Source organism: Natronomonas aquatica (genome assembly GCF_024449025.1).
GTDB classification, from domain to species: Archaea; Halobacteriota; Halobacteria; order Halobacteriales; family Haloarculaceae; genus Natronomonas; species Natronomonas aquatica.
In genome coordinates, this window is the sequence record NZ_JAHLKM010000001.1 from 87,053 (window position 1) to 103,459 (window position 16,407).

Annotated in this window: 21 protein-coding genes; 13 read left to right on the forward strand and 8 right to left on the reverse strand. The window is 63.9% G+C overall.

Features of this window, described 5'->3' with window-relative positions:
• Positions 1-22 precede the first annotated feature (22 nt).
• From KM295_RS00490 to KM295_RS00500, 3 genes are all read left to right on the forward strand, one after another.
• Positions 23-1,129: a pyridoxal phosphate-dependent aminotransferase gene (locus tag KM295_RS00490; RefSeq protein WP_256027840.1), complete on the forward strand. Its 1,107-nt coding sequence runs from the start codon at positions 23-25 to the stop codon at positions 1,127-1,129.
• A 232-nt stretch (positions 1,130-1,361) separates the two neighbouring features.
• Positions 1,362-1,838: a dihydrofolate reductase gene (locus KM295_RS00495; protein ID WP_256027842.1), complete on the forward strand. Its 477-nt coding sequence runs from the start codon at positions 1,362-1,364 to the stop codon at positions 1,836-1,838.
• Positions 1,839-1,962: 124 nt separating this feature from the next.
• Positions 1,963-2,643: a class I SAM-dependent methyltransferase gene (locus KM295_RS00500; RefSeq protein ID WP_256027844.1), complete on the forward strand. Its 681-nt coding sequence runs from the start codon at positions 1,963-1,965 to the stop codon at positions 2,641-2,643.
• 7 nt (positions 2,644-2,650) lie between these two features.
• Here KM295_RS00500 and KM295_RS00505 read toward each other — a convergent pair whose 3' ends face one another.
• Positions 2,651-3,148, reverse strand: coding sequence for a deoxyuridine 5'-triphosphate nucleotidohydrolase (locus KM295_RS00505; RefSeq protein WP_256027845.1), 498 nt, complete (start codon positions 3,146-3,148; stop codon positions 2,651-2,653).
• A 104-nt stretch (positions 3,149-3,252) separates the two neighbouring features.
• Here KM295_RS00505 and KM295_RS00510 point away from each other — a divergent pair, with 104 nt between their 5' ends.
• Positions 3,253-3,561 carry a DUF5783 family protein gene (locus KM295_RS00510; RefSeq protein ID WP_256027846.1) on the forward strand — a complete coding sequence of 103 codons (309 nt, stop codon included), beginning with the start codon at positions 3,253-3,255 and terminating at the stop codon, positions 3,559-3,561.
• Here the strand turns inward: KM295_RS00510 and KM295_RS00515 are convergent.
• Complete coding sequence (locus KM295_RS00515) at positions 3,558-4,031, reverse strand: hypothetical protein (RefSeq protein ID WP_256027847.1); 474 nt, start codon at positions 4,029-4,031, stop codon at positions 3,558-3,560. The genes KM295_RS00510 and KM295_RS00515 overlap by 4 nt on opposite strands.
• Positions 4,032-4,205: 174 nt before the next feature.
• On the opposite strand from KM295_RS00515, the gene KM295_RS00520 reads away from it, so the two are divergent.
• Entirely contained in the window at positions 4,206-4,568 is a 363-nt protein-coding gene (locus KM295_RS00520; RefSeq protein ID WP_256027848.1) for a NifU family protein, read from the forward strand.
• Between the two features lie 211 nt (positions 4,569-4,779).
• Positions 4,780-5,913 carry a mandelate racemase/muconate lactonizing enzyme family protein gene (locus tag KM295_RS00525; protein WP_256027850.1) on the forward strand — a complete coding sequence of 378 codons (1,134 nt, stop codon included), beginning with the start codon at positions 4,780-4,782 and terminating at the stop codon, positions 5,911-5,913.
• A 21-nt stretch (positions 5,914-5,934) separates the two neighbouring features.
• Here KM295_RS00525 and ilvD read toward each other — a convergent pair whose 3' ends face one another.
• Entirely contained in the window at positions 5,935-7,638 is a 1,704-nt protein-coding gene (ilvD, locus tag KM295_RS00530) for a dihydroxy-acid dehydratase (RefSeq protein WP_256027855.1), read from the reverse strand.
• 145 nt (positions 7,639-7,783) lie between these two features.
• Between ilvD and KM295_RS00535 the strand changes: the two genes are divergently transcribed.
• From KM295_RS00535 to KM295_RS00560, 6 genes are all read left to right on the forward strand, one after another.
• Positions 7,784-8,959 carry an enolase C-terminal domain-like protein gene (locus KM295_RS00535; protein WP_256027857.1) on the forward strand — a complete coding sequence of 392 codons (1,176 nt, stop codon included), beginning with the start codon at positions 7,784-7,786 and terminating at the stop codon, positions 8,957-8,959.
• 526 nt (positions 8,960-9,485) lie between these two features.
• Positions 9,486-9,866 (forward strand): ArsR/SmtB family transcription factor, encoded by a 381-nt coding sequence (locus tag KM295_RS00540; protein WP_256027859.1) that lies wholly within the window; start codon positions 9,486-9,488, stop codon positions 9,864-9,866.
• Positions 9,863-10,837, forward strand: coding sequence for a permease (locus KM295_RS00545; protein ID WP_256027860.1), 975 nt, complete (start codon positions 9,863-9,865; stop codon positions 10,835-10,837). Before KM295_RS00540 ends, KM295_RS00545 begins: the two co-directional genes overlap by 4 nt.
• Before the next feature lie 229 nt (positions 10,838-11,066).
• The gene (locus tag KM295_RS00550; protein WP_256027862.1) at positions 11,067-11,393 is read left to right on the forward strand and encodes a hypothetical protein; all 327 of its coding nucleotides are present in this window, start codon (positions 11,067-11,069) and stop codon (positions 11,391-11,393) included.
• Positions 11,390-11,641, forward strand: coding sequence for a hypothetical protein (locus tag KM295_RS00555; protein ID WP_256027864.1), 252 nt, complete (start codon positions 11,390-11,392; stop codon positions 11,639-11,641). The genes KM295_RS00550 and KM295_RS00555 overlap by 4 nt, the downstream gene beginning before the upstream one ends.
• A 218-nt stretch (positions 11,642-11,859) precedes the next feature.
• Positions 11,860-12,156, forward strand: a complete 297-nt coding sequence (locus tag KM295_RS00560) for an SHOCT domain-containing protein (RefSeq protein ID WP_256027866.1) — start codon at positions 11,860-11,862, stop codon at positions 12,154-12,156.
• A gap of 18 nt (positions 12,157-12,174) precedes the next feature.
• Here the strand turns inward: KM295_RS00560 and KM295_RS00565 are convergent, their stop codons facing one another.
• The 3 genes from KM295_RS00565 to KM295_RS00575 are packed head-to-tail and all read right to left on the reverse strand — an operon-like array spanning position 12,175 to position 14,188.
• On the reverse strand, positions 12,175-12,624 hold the full coding sequence (locus KM295_RS00565) for a low molecular weight phosphatase family protein (protein WP_256027868.1): 450 nt from the start codon (positions 12,622-12,624) through the stop codon (positions 12,175-12,177).
• A gap of 9 nt (positions 12,625-12,633) precedes the next feature.
• The gene (gene arsB, locus KM295_RS00570; protein WP_256027869.1) at positions 12,634-13,794 is read right to left on the reverse strand and encodes an ACR3 family arsenite efflux transporter; all 1,161 of its coding nucleotides are present in this window, start codon (positions 13,792-13,794) and stop codon (positions 12,634-12,636) included.
• Positions 13,787-14,188 carry an ArsR/SmtB family transcription factor gene (locus KM295_RS00575; protein ID WP_256027871.1) on the reverse strand — a complete coding sequence of 134 codons (402 nt, stop codon included), beginning with the start codon at positions 14,186-14,188 and terminating at the stop codon, positions 13,787-13,789. Before KM295_RS00575 ends, arsB begins: the two co-directional genes overlap by 8 nt.
• 373 nt (positions 14,189-14,561) lie before the next feature.
• Here KM295_RS00575 and KM295_RS00580 point away from each other — a divergent pair, with 373 nt between their 5' ends.
• Positions 14,562-15,023, forward strand: coding sequence for a pyridoxamine 5'-phosphate oxidase family protein (locus KM295_RS00580; RefSeq protein WP_256027872.1), 462 nt, complete (start codon positions 14,562-14,564; stop codon positions 15,021-15,023).
• A 111-nt stretch (positions 15,024-15,134) separates the two neighbouring features.
• Here KM295_RS00580 and KM295_RS00585 read toward each other — a convergent pair whose 3' ends face one another.
• Entirely contained in the window at positions 15,135-15,617 is a 483-nt protein-coding gene (locus tag KM295_RS00585; protein ID WP_256027873.1) for a toxin-antitoxin system TumE family protein, read from the reverse strand.
• Positions 15,614-16,225, reverse strand: a complete 612-nt coding sequence (locus KM295_RS00590) for a winged helix-turn-helix domain-containing protein (protein ID WP_256027874.1) — start codon at positions 16,223-16,225, stop codon at positions 15,614-15,616. The genes KM295_RS00585 and KM295_RS00590 overlap by 4 nt, the downstream gene beginning before the upstream one ends.
• Positions 16,226-16,407 lie beyond the last annotated feature (182 nt).

The following is a 16,407-nucleotide window of genomic DNA, read 5'->3' on the forward strand; positions in this document are numbered from 1 at the left end:
AGCTGCCGTCCGATTCGGACGTATGGACGAGTACGAACGGCCGGTATTCTTCCATCTGATGGAATATGCGGCCGAAGCGGAGGGTGACGTCATCGATATGGTATCCGGTACCCCGGACTGGGAGCCCCCGGAAGCGCTCCGGGACGGGCTGAAGCGGTACGCCGACGGCGACAGCCGGTCGTTCCAGTACCCGCCGAGCGACGGGCTCTCGGGTCTCCGGGAAGCGATCGCCGAACGCCGCGGTGTCGACGTCGATCGGGTCGTCATCACGAACGGGGCCGGGGAGGCGAACTACCTCGCGATGGCGACCGCGCTGGAGACCTACAGCGGCGACGAGATCGTCCTGGCCGATCCGGTGTACCCCTACTACCACAAGCGGACGGAGATGCTGAACGGGACCCCGCGATTCGTCACGAGCGAGGCCGACGGGACGCTCGATCCGGTGGCGGTCCGGGACGTGACGAGCGACGACACCGCAGCGATCGTCGTCAACTCGCCGAACAACCCGACAGGCGGCGTCTACGGCCGTGAGACGAAGCGCGAGCTGGTCGAGATCGCCGAAGCCAACGACGCGCTTTTCATCTCCGACGAGGTGTACGACCGGTTCGTCTACGACGAGGGGGCCTTCGAGACGGCGCTGTCGTTCGAATCACCGAACCTCGTCGTGACCAACTCGTTCTCGAAATCGATGGCTATTACGGGATACCGGGTGGGGTACGGGGTCTTCCCGCCCGAGATCGTCGACGAGATCCGGACGCGACACATGCTCGTCAACGTCACCAGTTCCCGGCCGGCACAGCGGGCGGTGCTCGATGCACTGTCGGAGACGCCCGAAGCGTACTACGAGCGGAACCGCGAAATGCTGGCCGAGCGGGTCCGGACGTTCTGTGCGGCCCTAGAGGAGGCGGGCGCGGAGTACACCCGTCCGAAGGGTGGGTTCTACGTGATGGCGCGCTTCGAGGGCTATCCCGGAACGCTCGAGAACACCGAACGGCTCATCGACGAGACGGGCGTCGCGGGGATGCCGGGCAACGCGTTCGGGGAGACGCGAACCGACTGGCTGCGGTTCGCCGTCGTCACGCCCCGGGTCACGGAAGCGGCCGGTCGGCTCGCGGCGTATTTCGGTTGATGCGGCCCGTGTGGTTGATGCGGCCCGTGTGGTTGATGCGGCCCGTGCGTTCGATCACACGAGCGTAGCCGGACTCACGGTCGCGGTCGACCGCGGTCGCGCCGAACGACGGCGTCCACGCCGTCTGGTCCCGGCCTCGTATATAAACCGTCGGGGGAGGACGGGACGGAGCGACGGGCGCGGGGATGGCCGGGGGAGAAACGCGTATGCCACCCCGTATCCAATCGAGGATATGGAACTAGTCTCAGTCGCCGCGGTCGCCGAAAACGGCGTCATCGGCCGCGACGGCGAACTCCCCTGGGCGTCGATCTCGGCCGACAAGACCCAGTACAGGGCGCGGATCGCCGACGAACCGGTGATTCTCGGCCGGCGGACGTTCGAGTCGATGCTCGAAGACCTCCCCGGCCGGGCACAGGTCGTGTTGAGCCGGACCGAGCGGGACTACGACGTCGAGACCGCGGTCCACGCCGACGGCGTCGAGGGGGCGATCGACCGAGCACGGTCGTTCGGGAGCGACGCCGCCTACGTCATCGGCGGCGGCGGGATCTACGAACTCTTCCAGCCACATCTCGACCGGATGGTGTTGAGCCGCGTCAACGGGAGCTACGAGGGCGATACGTACTATCCCGAGTGGGACGAAGACGAGTGGGAACTGACCTCGGAGACGGCCTACGACCGGTTCACGCTCGAAGAGTGGCGGCGCCGGTAGGGGACCGGGCGGAGGGTTCACGCTCGGAGAGAATCGCCCGATACCAGGGACCTCGACGAACGGTTCGGGCGGCCGCGAACCGAAACCGTCGCCTGTTTTTGTGCTGGGACCCTCGCGTATCGTAATGAGCGTCCAACGGGAGTTCGACTCGTGGGCCGAATCCGGCAAGGACCGCGGGATGGAAAAGCGACACTGGCACACGGCAAAGCACGCGCTCGCCCGGATGCCCGTCGAGGCTGGCGATCGGATACTCGATCTCGGGACGGGGTCCGGATACGCGCTGCGTGCGCTCCGTGAGACGCGGGACGCGGGGGCATGCGTCGGTCTCGACGGCGCCCCCGAGATGGTGCGGAACGCCCGGGAGTACACTGACGACGGTCGGATCGAGTACGTGAGCGGTGACTTCCATCACCTCCCGTTCGGGGCCGATAGCTTCGATCACGTCTGGAGCATGGAGGCGTTCTATTACGCTCAGCGGCCGATCGAGGTCCTCGAAGAGATCCGCCGTGTTCTCCGGTCGGGGGGCACGTTCTTCTGTGCGGTCAACTTCTTCGAGGAGAGCGAACACACCCACGGCTGGCAGGAGAATATCAGCATCGAGATGAAACGCTGGACGCGCGAAGAGTACCGAGAGGCGTTCCGAGATGCCGGACTGTCCGTCGCGTCCCAGGATACGATCGCCGACGAGGAGATCGAGATCCCGCCCGAAGAGGCGTTTCCGACCGACTCCTGGGAGACCCGGGAGGCGATGGTCGATCGTTACCGGACGTGGGGAACGCTTCTGACGGTCGGCGTCGCTCCCTGACCGCTGTCTACACGTTCTCGCCCTGATAGCTCCCGTCGTAGGTCCCCTCGTGGTCGGCGTCCGCGAGGACGAGTTGGGCGATGCGGGCGCCCGCCTCGAGTTCGATCCCGTGGTGGACCTCGAGGAGCCCCTCGCCTTTCCCCTCGTAACCGGCGTCCCAGACCGCCGTATCGAGCATACAGGAGTTTCTGAGCAGCGACGAGCGCGGATAGATGAAGCCGACGTGGTCTGCCGGGATCGCAACCGTCTCGCCGTACCGGACGACGTACCCACCCGGAGAAAGCCGGTATACGTCCCGGCCGTCGGCTTCGGTTCCGTCCCCGGCATCGATCGTCTCCGCCCGAACGGTGCGACGGTCACCGATGGTTGTTCCGTCCCGCCCGATCCGGCCGGCCCCGGACTGCTCGAAGACCGCCCCGAGCGTCAGATCGACGCCGTTGGGCTGGAGCTGGTCGTCGGTCGTCGGCTCGACGTGGTCGGCGACGAAGCGGCCGCTTCGGTACATACCGGCCGATCAGCCCTCGGAGACAAATCGGTTGCGCTCCGGCGACGTCCCGACGGCGCCCGGTCTCCGACCGGCTTTTAATTGTCGCCGCCCAACCGGCGGGTATGGATGCCGAAACCTTCGACGAGCAGAAGTACGTCGATCTCTTCCCGCAGCTGCAACAGGCGTACAAGAACGTCTTCAACAGGATGAACGAGGAGTACGACTCGACGCTCGTCCACGGGATCGACCAGCAGATACTCAACGAATCCGAACCGTTCTACGACGACGAGACGGAGGCGTTCTACGTCGAGTTGCCCGACGAGCCATACGAGCGGCTCACCGAGGTCGTCGTCGCCGAGGATCGCTTCGAGACGGTACTCGAAGAGTACATCGAAGAGCTCGAGACGGAGCTGGAGCGGACCTTCAGCTAGACGTTCTCGAGGTCCTCGCCCTCGCCCTCGCCGGCGTCGGTGTCGGTCCCACAGTCCGAGCCGTTCCAGACGGCCAACTCGCCGGACGCGTCGATCCGCACCAGCACCCGGACGCAGTCTGTGCTCGAGCCGACCTCCTCGGTCACGTCGGCTGACTGGATTTCGCCGTCGTCGAGCCTGGCGTGGATCCGATAGCCCCCGGCGTCGTCGGTCCAGACTCCCTCGATCGTCCGCGTTTCGCCGTCGCTACCGAGATCGTAAGTCCCGAGATGGAGCATCTCGTCGTCGGCCTCGACCGCCAGCTGGACCTGGTGGTGGTCGACGTGGTTGTTCTGGACCGAGAGTTCGCCGAGACGGACGCGGTCGGCGTCACCGGTCGCCTCGCTTCCACCGAGCGCGCCCGTACAGCCGGCCGTCGCGGCGGCCCCGGCGGCCCCGACAGCGACGAGCAGGTGACGGCGCGTGTGCATACGCTATCCGAAGCCGTCGGAGCGTATAAACCCACGTCAGACACCGGTCGGACGGACGGCCGGAGCGGGACCCGTTCGGACGGCACCTCCCGACGGGGGGAAGTACACGAACGTTCCGGATGGATTGATAGAGCGGAGCCAAATCTTCATACCCCTGGGCGGCATAGTGAAGGTATGAGCACTGAAACGGCCGACACCGACGACGAACTCCGCGAGCGCATCAGCAACTTCCTCCGCCGCAACTTCCCGCAGATCCAGATGCACGGCGGCAGCGCTGCGATCCAGAACCTCGACCGCGAGACGGGCGAGGTGACGGTCATGCTCGGCGGCGCCTGTTCCGGATGTGGCATCTCGCCGATGACGATCCAGGCGATCAAGAGCCGCATGACCCAGGAGATCCCCGAAATCGAGACGGTTCACGCCGACACGGGCATGGACGGCGGCAGCGAGGGTATGGCGGGCGGGCAGACCTCGCCCTCCTTCCCCGGCGACGGCGGCGGGGAAAACGAGGACGAAGGCCCCGAAGCGCCGTTCTGAACGCGCCGTAGTCTGACAGTTCCGACCGTTTCGTTTCCGGTTTTTCCGTGACTGTGCGTCTGACCGTGTGTCGGTAGCGCCCGCTATCGCGCCCGCGGCTACTGGGTCGGATCACGCTCCAGTAGAATCCCCGGACACCGATCTGCCGGGCATCGACGACGGTCGCCGTCCCGACGGAACGTTTTTGCTCTGGGACCCGAACGACTGGAGGATGTCCGAACACCGGATCGAGACAGTCGAGGCGATACCGCTGGAGGCGCCGGTCGAGGAACCGTTCGGGTACGCCCAGGCGTGGGTCGACACCCGCAAAGCCACGCTCGTCCGGATCGAAACCGCCGACGGAACGGTCGGCTGGGGGGAGTGCTGGGGGCCGACCGCGGGGACCCTCGGGACGATCGAGGAGCTTCTGGCCCCCGAGCTGATCGGGGAGGACCCAACGCGCGTCGAGGCGCTCTCGGATCGGCTCTATGAGCGGACGAGGGCGGCCTACCAGTCGGTCGTCCCCCTGCCGGCGCTTTCCGGCGTCGACATCGCGCTTTGGGATCTCAAGGGGCGGCTCCTCGATACCCCGGTCACGGCGCTTCTGGGTGGGGCGCGGCGCGACCGAGTACGGGCGTACGCGACCGGACACTACTTCAAACAGGGGGCGAGCCTCGAAGAGCAATACGAGCGGATCGCGGCGGAGGCGAGCGAGAACGCGGACGCGATCGGTGCCCTGAAGGCCAAGATCGGGCTCGGGCTCCTCGGGTACGGGGCCGAGGAGGACATCGAACTCGTCGCCCGGATCCGGGAGGCCGTCGGCGATGCGACACTGATGGTCGACGCCAACTACGCGTACGATCCGGCGACCGCGAGGGAGGTCGGGCGGGCGCTCGAGGAGTTTGACGTCCACTGGTTCGAAGAGCCCGTCCGTCCGGAGCTTCTCGGCGCCTACGCGGACCTCCGGGAGACGCTCGACGTACGGATCGCCGGCGGGGAGTGTCACACCCCTCAGGAGTTCACCCGAGCCCTCGATGTCGGTGGGTTCGACGTCGCACAACCGGATCTCTGCAACGTCGGCGGCCTCACTGCCGCCCGTCGGATAACGGCGGAGTGTCGGGCCGCGGGCGTACCCGTCGTCCCGCACGTCTGGGGGACGCCGATCGCGCTGGCGGCGAGTCTCTCGTTGATCGCGACGCTCCCGGGGGAGCCGTGGCTGGAGTTCGATCGATCGGCGAACCCGCTACGCGAGGAGCTGTCCCCGGACCCGTTCGTCGCCGACGACAGCGGGCGGGTACCGATCCCATCGGGGGCGGGGCTCGGGATCGAGCTGGACGAAGAGGCGATCGAACGGTACCGGCGGTGACGGACGCCGACGCGTCGCTCGTTACTCGAATTCCCCGGGCGGGCGCGTCACGGCGCCCCGCTCCGCCGAGTCGAAGAGCGCGCCGTACTTTTTCAGCGCACGGGGAATCTCCCCGTATCGCTCCGGTTCCCGAGCTTCGAGCCGTGCGTCGATCTCCTCGTCAGTGAGGTCCGCCTCGATCCGACGCTCCGGGATGTCGAGTTCGACCGTGTCGCCGTCCTCGAGGGCGCCAATCGGCCCGCCGACGTAAGCCTCGGGGGCGACGTGGCCGACCATCGGACCGCGGGTCGCCCCGGAGAACCGCCCGTCGGTGACCATGATCACGTCGTCCTCGTGGCCGCGGCCGACGATAGCGGCCGTGACCTGCAGCATCTCGCGCATTCCGGGGCCACCGCGGGGGCCCTCGTTCCGGATAACGACCGCGTCGCCCGAACCGATCTCGCCGTTCTGGACCGCCTCGAAGGCCGCCTCCTCGTACTCGAAGACGCGGGCGGTCCCCTCGAAGGTGAAGTCTTCCTCGTATCCCGAGATCTTGACGACCGCACCCCCGGGGGCGAGGTTCCCACGGAGCACCGCGACCGCACCCTCCTCGTGGACGGGATCCTCGAGCGGTCGGACCACGTCCGGGTCGGGATCGGGGAGTTCGAGGCCGGCGAGGTTCTCCGCGATCGTCTCGCCGGTGACGGTGAGCGCGTCGCCGTGGAGCAGGTCGGCCTCGAGCAGTCGCCGCATGATCACCGGGACGCCGCCGTTCTCGTGGAGATGCGACATCGCGTACTCGCCGCCGGGGAGGAAGTTCCCGATACAGGGGGTGCCATGAGAGATCCGATCGAAGTCCTCGAGTTCGAGGTCGACGTCGGCCTCCTCGGCGATCGCGAGCAGATGGAGGACGGCGTTCGTCGAGCCGCCGATCGCCATCTGGACGGTGATGGCGTTCTCGAAGGCCTTCTTCGTCAGGATGTCGCTGGGACGGATGTCCTGCTCGATGACTCGCATGAGGAGTTCGCCGGTATCGTAGGCCACATCGAGGCGTTGGTCCGTCTCGGCGGGGGCCGAGGCGGATCCGGGCGGCGCGAGGCCGATGGCCTCGCTTATCGACGCCATCGTGTTGGCGGTGTACATCCCCGGACAGGAGCCCTCGCCGGGGCAGGCGGCGTGCTCTATGGCCTCCATATCCGCCTCATTGAGTTCGCCCTTCCCGTACGCGCCGGCGGCTTCGAGGGCGTCCTGGCTGGTGATCTCCTCGCCGCCGAGTTCGCCGGGGACCATCGCCCCGCCGTAGAGGAACACGCTCGGAAGGTCCATCCGCGCGGCCGCCATCATCATCGCCGGATGGTTCTTGTCGCAGCCGGCGATCCCGAGGAAGGCGTCGAGGCGCTCGGCGAAGACCACGGTCTCGACGGAATCGGCGATCATCTCCCTGGAGACGAGCGAGGCCTTCATCCCGAGATGACCCATCGAGATGGCGTCGGAGATCGTGATCGTGCCGAACTCCATCGGCGTCCCCTCGTTGGTTTCGATCCCCGCGGCCGCCCGGTCGGCGACATCGTCGAGGTGGACGTTGCACGGCGTCACGTCGGCCGCCGGGTTCGCGATCCCGACCATCGGCTGATCGAGGTCTTCGGTCGAGAGCCCGGTGGCATACAGCATCGCGCGGTGTCCGGCCCGCTCGGGGCCTTCGGTAACCTCCCTGCTGGGTCGCGGTTCGTTTCGGTCGCTGCTCATGAGTAACACCCCTCACGGCGGATCCCGGATGTATATATTCTTCGTTCACGCGCCGCGATCGAGGCAGGGTGTCGCCGGGACACCGACGCCCGCCGCCGTTCGGACCCCCAAACATATGTACCCGTTCGTCGATCTTTGAGTCGGCATGGCCCCAGAGATCACGCGAGTCGAGACCACGGAGTTCAGTTATCCGATCGAGGACGTCGGGTACAGCCCGGACGGGTTCAATCCGATATACGAACCGGGGGCGAACACCGAACGGAAGATCTTCGGTATCCGGATCGAGACCGACGCCGGCGTCACCGGCGAGTACGTCGGCGGGAACTCGCCGGCGATGGCGCAGGTAAACATGTTCGGCGATTACCTCGTCGGCAAGAACCCGCTCCACCGCGAGCGCATCTGGAGCGAACTGAAGAAGGCGCTCCGCAAGTACGACCGGATGGGGATCGGGCCGATCGACATCGCGCTGTGGGATCTTGCGGGCAAGTACAACGACGCGCCGATCCACGAGTTGCTCGGGGCGTACCGGACCCGGCTGCCGGCGTACGCCTCAACGTACCCCGGCGACGACAACGGCGGCCTCGATTCCCCGGAGGCGTACGCGGACTTCGCCGAGGAGTGTCTCGAGATGGGCTACTCGGGCTTTAAGATCCACGGCTGGGGCGGCAGCGACGAGATGCGCGATATCGATCGGGAGATCGCCACCGTCCACGCGGTCGGCCAGCGGGTCGGCGACGAGATGGACCTGATGATCGATCCCTACTGTGAGCCCGAGACGTTCGGCGACGCCCTGCGGCTCGGGCGGGCCTGCGACGAGGAGGGGTTCTTCTGGTTCGAGGACCCCTACCGCGACGGCGGGATCTCCCAGCACTCCCACCGGAAACTGGCCGACAAGCTCGATACGTCGATACTGCAGACCGAACACGTCCGGGGACTGGAGCCCCACACGGATTTCATCGCCAACGAGGCGACCGACTTCGTCCGTGCCGATCCCGAGTACGACGCCGGCATCACCGGCGCGTACAAGATCGCCCACGTCGCGGAAGGGTTCGGGCTCGACGTCGAACTCCACGCCCCCGGGCCGGCACAACGACAGCTCATGGCGGCGCTGCGCAACACGAACTACTACGAGATGGCGCTGGTCCACCCGAACTGTGAGAACACCCAGCCGCCGGTGTACGAGGACGGGTACGCCGACTTCCTGGATGCCGTCGACGAGGACGGGACGGTTCCGGTCCCCGACGGCCCCGGCCTCGGCGTCGAGTACGACTGGGACTACATCGAGGAGAACAAGACCGGCAGCGTCCACACCTACGAGTGAGATCCCCCCTGCCGTGAACGGAAAACGGGCTTGGTCCCCGCCCCCTCAAGCATCGTTCGTCCACCGGAACGTGCCCTGATCGGCTCCGTTCCGCCTGCTCGGCTACTGTACCGATATGACTGCAAGCGTGGCGTGTCTGCCCCGTGTGCGCCGGTTGGACTACGAGTGATCCGTAACTCGAATACAGTATCTGAGAACGTTGTTCACCCCAGCCCCAAACGATTCGATATATAACGATATGGAATACTGGATTGGGGACACGTTATAGAATCATTCCGATAGAAAATATAGCATAGTTTGTGCTTTTAATGGCCCTAAACCATCTCTTACGGTAGATACTGACCGTATGAGCACAATACTATATCAGCGAAAGATATTAGTATCATACCGAAAATTATCGAAGTGTATGGTGAACTCGCTACTCGGGAAGATCGCGGACACGCTGTTCGGGACCGGGAAAGACACGGACGACGACGCCTGCTGTGGCATCGAAATCGAAGACGTCGACGGCGGGGAATGATCCAGGATGGCTGATTCCGTCTCAGAATCGACGCGACAGACGCTTGACCGGCTGTACGACGATTCGGAGGAGCGGCTCACGTCGCTGTTCGAGCTGACGCCCGACGACGGGGAGATCGAGACGACACGAGCAGTCTTCAAAGCGCTCTCGAACGAACACCGGATTCGCGTCCTCGAAGCGCTCAGAGAGGGAGAGCTGTGTGCGTGTGAACTGCAGGCGATACTGGATGCGCCACAGTCGACGGTCGGCAGCCACCTCCGGGAACTGAAGGACGCGGGACTGGTCAAGACGCGGCGACAGGGTAAGTGGACGTACTATCGGATCGGGGACACCGCCGTGCTCCAGTTACTCGATATCGCCGTCGCGCTCGGAAGGGAGACTGAATGATTCCCTCCGGAATCGAGACCGCGATGCTCGACTCGTGGGATTATTTTTTGCATCTCGCGATCGTGCTCACACCGCTTTTCATCGGGGCTTCGTTCCTCGTCGGCCTCGCACAGGAGTATCTCCCGCCGGAACGCGTCGAGGAACTCCTTCGGTCGCGGGACCACGGGAGCGGGAACGTCCTCGCGGCCGGTCTCGGGGCTGTAACGCCGTTCTGTTCGTGTTCGACCGTTCCCGTTCTCGCCGGCCTGCTGGGTGCCGGCGCGCCGACCGGCATGGCGTTTTCCTTCCTTCTCGCCTCACCGATCGTCAACTGGATCGCCGTGCTCCTGTTGTTCGGGCTGTTCGGGGCCGGTGTGACCGTCGCGTACGTGACGACGGCACTGGGTGCAGCCATCGTCGGTGGATTGGTCATCGGTACGTTCGATCTCGACCGGTATATCAAAGACGTCCGAATCACCGCCGGCGGTAGAGAGATCGCGACCGACGGCGGGGCAGCGACGGCAGGGGGCTGTAACGAATGTAGCGCTTCCTCGGCGAATCGCACCCACAGGGAACGAGTGACCGCGGCTGGGGAGGGCGCGCTCTCGTTTTTCCGGGATACGCTCCCGTACATCGTCATCGGGATCGCGATCGGTGCGGTGATCCACGGCGCGGTTCCGGCCGAGTTCCTCCAGCGGATCGCCGGACCGGAAAACCCGCTGGCGACGCCGATGGCGGCGCTCGCCGGCGCGCCGATCTACGTGAGTCTCAGTGGCATGCTTCCGATCGCACATTCGCTTACCGAAGCGGGGGTTCCGATCGGCACCGTGATCGCATTCGTCATCGGTGGCGCGGGTATCAGCATCCCGAACCTGATCCTGCTGAACAAACTCTTCGAACGCCGACTGCTCGCCATCTACGCGACGACAGTGGTAGCCACCGGGGTTACCGTGGGTGTGCTGTTCAACACCGTGTTCGCTGGTCTGCTCTAGGCGGGTCTTCTCTAGACGGCTCCTCTCTCGCAGTGCAACGTTCGGACGAACGGGACCGCTCGATGGCTGCTATTCGACGGTCGCTTACACAATCGTGATCAGTGCGGGGGATCATTAGCCACCTGTTGTAAACCGAAACCGGTTCTACGCCGAATAGTGAACGGATTACTATGACCAATTATATCGATCAATGGGGGTGCCAGCGGTGAATCGAAGCCGGGGAGATCGTGTGGTTGCAATTCTCGTCTCGGCAGTTCTGGTTGGCGGGGCTGTTTTCACCTGGCAGGCCTATCGACAGCGTCGCGCTATCGAGCGATCGATGGGGTCGATGATGGATTCATCCATGGGGACGATGCACGGCCCGGACCCGCTCTGGTACGGGATTGGAACTCTCCTGGTCGCGGGCAGTATCGGTGGTGTGTATTACGTGGTTCGAGGGGAGCTCACCGAGTCGGCCTCTGCCGACTCGACGGAGCAGATCGATCCCGATCGGGCACCGACGGCGGTGCCTCCGTCGATGGGTGAGGAAGCCTCGCGTTCGCCGCGCCGGTGGTGAGCGCACACGGTGACGACCCGGCCCAGGAGAACGAGGCGGCAGCTGAAGGGACGCCAGCCGATGGTGATACAGCGGAGTGGGCGGCCCGGATGGAGGGTCACATGACCGATCACATGGGACCGGACGCCGTTGACGAGATGGAAGCGCACATGGGCGTAACCGTCGACGAGATGCCACGAGATATGGCGGACGAGGATCACGCCGCCGGGATGAACGGACAGGGACACGGCTGCTATAGTAGTCGGTAGAAGTCAGTGCAGATCCACTCGCAAGTGTCCGGCCAGCGTGGCTGTCGCTGGCCATCCGGCTGTGAGTGGTGTGTAAACAGTTCTACTGACTACTATAGCGTCCCTGCCCAGGAGCACTCGTTCGACACGAGAGAAACTCGAACTACCAACCCACGATCACAATGAAGCACTACACCAACACCCTCGGACGAACGACTCGCCGAATCGCGCTACTCGCTATGCCGCTGTTAGTTGCAGCGACGGGCGCCGCAGCAGCTCACGGTGGTGGAGGCTACGATGGCGGGATGACGGGCGGCAGTTGGAGGCTCTTCGGCGCGGGGATGGGCCTTTGGGGGCTCCTCTGGATGGGGCTTTTGATTGGCGTGCCGCTCTATCTCGGCTACTCGCTTCTCAACAGCGGTTCCGAGGAAAAAAACGGCCGACCGCTTTCGGTTCTCCGGGAGCGCTATGCCCGCGGTGAACTCTCCGATGAGGAGTTCGAACGACGGCGAAAACAGCTGGAACAGACGAGATAGGGGAAGTATCCTTCAACACTACTCCCGTTCGACGGCTATCTCCTCGAAGAGATCGACGACTCGCCGTTCTATTTCGTCGCGGATTTCACGTACTCGATCGGGATCCTGCCCACCGGGATCCTCCAGCGCCCAATCACGGACGTCGACGTCCCCGCCGACGTCGCCGACCTCGAGTGTCGAACAGCCCATCGTCGCCACGCAGTCACACGACCGCAGTTCGTCCAGCGTGATCTCACGCGGCGTTCGATCCGACAGATCGAACCCCGCCTCGTCCATCACGTCGACGACCGCCTCGTGTACGTGGTCGGCCGGGTGAGTCCCGCCGGTGAGGATTTCGACTCGATCCCCGAGGCCGCGTCGGTCCCGTTCGCGTTCCGCGAACGCTGTGGACATCTGCGAGCGGCCGGCGTTTTGGACGCACATGAACGCGATACGGATCGGATCGTCTGTGTCGGTGTTTGATGACATGTTTCGTGGTTAATCGTCAGTCGTCGGCTCGGGCTCGGAGGAATCGAGACGGCCGGTATCGAAGCCGCGCCAGTCGAACTTCCGTTGGAAGTACAGCGCGACGTGCACGAGCGCGAGGAGGACGGGAACTTCGATAAGTGGACCGACGACGGTCGCGAAGGCGACCCCGCTACCGACGCCGAAGACCGCGACTGCGACCGCGATCGCGAGTTCGAAGTTGTTCGAGGCGGCGGTAAAGCCGATCGCCGTCGTCGTTGAGTAGTCCGCGCCGATGCCCCGGCCCATCCCGAAGCTCACGAAGAACATCACGACGAAGTAGATCGTCAGCGGGACCGCGATCAACAGGACGTCGGCCGGCGAGGCGACGATTCTGCCACCTTGGGTCGCGAACATCACGATGACGGTAAAGAGAAGCGCAACGAGCGTCACTGGATCGATCTTCGGGATGAACTCCTCGTCGTACCAGGCTTCGCTTTTGACGCGGGTCCCGACGTAGCGGCTCAAGAACCCGGCGGTGAAGGGGATCCCCAGGAAGACGACGATCGCCTCGGCCACCTGCATCGGCGTGATATCGAAGGTCGTGATGCCGGCGACGAGGGACTCCATTCCCAAAAGCGGCGGAAGGAACAGCGCGAAGAACCAGACGTAGACGCCGTAGGTGACGATCTGGAAGAGGCTATTGAACGCGACGAGCCCTGTCACGTACTCGGCCGACCCTTCGGCGAGTTCGTTCCAGACCAACACCATCGCGATACACCGGGCCATCCCGATGAACACGAGCCCGAGGAAGTATTCGGGGCGCGCCGGCAGTCCGGGAACGAGCCCACTGAAGAAGAACACGGCGAGCCCGAACATCAGGGTCGGGCCGATCAGCCAGTTCTGGACGAGGCTCAACCCGAGCACGCGCCAGTTGCTGAAGACGGACCGAAGTTGCGAGTAATTGGCCTTCGCGAGTGGCGGGTACATCATCAGGATGAGTCCGATCTCGACGAGATGGAGGTCCTGGATCGGCTGGGTCACCGACGGGGCAACGAAGCCCAGCCCGACGCCGATCGCCATCGCGCCGAAGATCCAGACGGTGAGGTACTTGTCGAGAAAGTCCATCGATCGCGGATCGCCACAGTCCGGGCAGTCACAGTCCGGCCCGTGTTGGTGTTCGAGGTTACTCATCGGCGTCCACACTCCCTTCGAGGACCGTCACGAGCGCTACCGCGCGGTTGGTCGCCCGGTACTTCTTCCAGCGGCCGTCCTTCCGGCCCTCGAGGAGGCCGGCATCGACGAGCGTCGAGCAGGCGTGGCTGAGTCCGCTCTCGGTCACGTCGACGACCGCGTTCAGTTCACAGACGCAGAGTTCCTCCCCGGCTGCAACGAGAACGCGTACGAGAGTATAGCGCGTCTCGTTTGCGAGCGCGGACAGGACGTCGAGTTCGGCCTCGGCCTGTGCCGTCCCGAGTCCGGCCTCGAGCGTGGAGAGTTCCTCGAGTCGGCGCTCGAGGTCCTCGTTGCGACACTCCCCGATCTCGTCGTCGAGATAGCGTCGGAGTCGTTCCGTAGCTTGTCCCATCGATCAATAGTTGAACAGAAATTCAATTAACGATTTCGGTACGGGCAGACTGATTCCGCCGAAGTGCTCTTTTATAGCACAAAATCGAATCTTGACAACTACTCGGATCTTTGTAGTTGAAAAATGATTAAACTGTTTTGAAGGATCGATGTGCGGACCACGGACACCCAGTCCCCGCGAAAGGAGTCACACACAAGGACGGACGTCTCGACGGTCCCGGAGGATCCGCGGATGCGAACCCCGGGGGAAACGGCCCGGGCAGCTGTCTCCTCGATGTGGTTAAAAAGAGTATGTCGTCCCGGTCGCGGGATATCCCTCTCCTCGAATACAGACGACCCTTTGGCTTTTATTATCCGACCGCGTACGTAGACGTATGGTCGATAGTAGCCCGGAGGAGATCCAGCTGGACGAGTCCGAGAGAGACGCGTTTCTGGATCGTGTCGATACCGGGGTTCTCTCGTTGTCAACGCCGGGCGGCGAGGCCCCACACAGCGTCCCCGTCTCGTTCGGATACAACGCCGCCCGGACCGTCTTCTACTTCCGTATCGCGGACCTCCCTCCCGAGCGGAAGGGCGAACTGGACGGCAGAGCAGTGACGTTCGTCACGTACGGGACGGACGAAGCGATCGGCGGCTACGTCAGCGTCGTGGCACAGGGCTCCCTCGAGCGGACGACGGACGAGGAGACTGCCACGGAAGCGCTCAAGGGACTCGAAGGCGTCACGATCCCGTTCGTGGATATCTTCGGCGAGCGACCCGCAGATATCGACTTTTCGTTCTATCGACTCGTTCCCGAAGGGCTCACTGGACGCAAAGAAGCCACGACGGGGCTTTGAAGCCAACGTTCAGTTGCAGCGTCACGCACGATTTCACCGGAAATGCGGTGTGTCCCCCCAATCCGGGAAGCTTCTTGCGTGTAAAAGAATCTGTGTGATCAAGAATCGCTTCTATGGCGGATTGTCTGCGTCGTTGAGTCCCTCGAAGATGCCGTTCGTGTAGGCGTATCGCCACCGTTGGAGGGTCGCTCGCGTGAACAACGGAGCCTCACGCACAGTAATACAGGAAGGCCCAACGGGACGACTTGGAGCGTCGGGTGGTGGATGGAAGTGTCGTGTCGGCGCGTCGGGTTTCGGATGGCAGTCGAACCGAAAATCCCGCCCCTGGTTGTCCGTGTAGTGCGCGGCGTAGTTCCCAGTCAGACTCCACCGGATGTCTATCCGCGCCGTTGATGCCGCTCCGACGCCGTCGGACAGTTCGACCGAAAGTGTTTGTGGATTCAGCGGATCGTCTAATGATGCCGCCTCAACTAGCGGCTCTTGGTTGACGACCAGATCCCGGATCTCGCGTAACGCCCCGGCATCAATCGGGCCGAACACCTCGGCCTGTTCGGCTGGCTGGCTATCCTGAGAGAGTCCCTCGTCATCGGTCATACGACAATTGACGTGTCGCTGTTGCCATCGTCGTCTGTGTCCGTGCCAGTAAGGTGGCCAGTGCGACTTGCCTCACCAATTGCGAGTGTCGCTTGTGCGAGCGCGAGGTTGCGGCGGGTCGTTTGCCATTCTCTGAGCAACGCACCACAGTCGCTGTCGGCGTCTTCGATGTCCAGTTCCCGAGCGAGTTCCTCGGGAGAATCGACACCGTGCTCGTCACGCCATTCCTGGATCTGCGTTTTCATCTCGGCAATCCCAGATGCGATCTCTTCGGGTGTTCGTTCCGCAAGCAGCGACTGTGCATGCTCGGTGACGATACCCGTTTCCGACCGGCGGTACAGCATCGTCTGGCCTTCCCGAGATGTCGTCACCTCGCCAGCGTTCACGAGCGTCCGCAAGTGCTTTCGTGCCGTCGTCGGGGAGACACGAGCGCGGTCAGCAATCTGTGATGCGGACGTCGGATCGTAGGTCCGGCGGATGGTCTCGTAGACTCGCTCGAAGGGAGTCGTCTCCTCGATCCATTCCTCGACGACAACGTCGTTTACGTCACGGCGTTCGGTACCACCATCTGGACTCACTCGGCCGGGTGGGGGCGTCTCCTTAGACATGATATACTAAACAACGGCAGATGGGAATAATAATCTGTGGGTCATTATATTGTTCTCCAAGCCTTCCAAACGCGAAGCGTTTCATCACAATCGCAACCAATATACCCCACAGTCTGATTCAGTATTGTTGGTTAAGTAGAAATTCCGGGATCTATCCCGGAAAATCCGAGACCACCGAAATC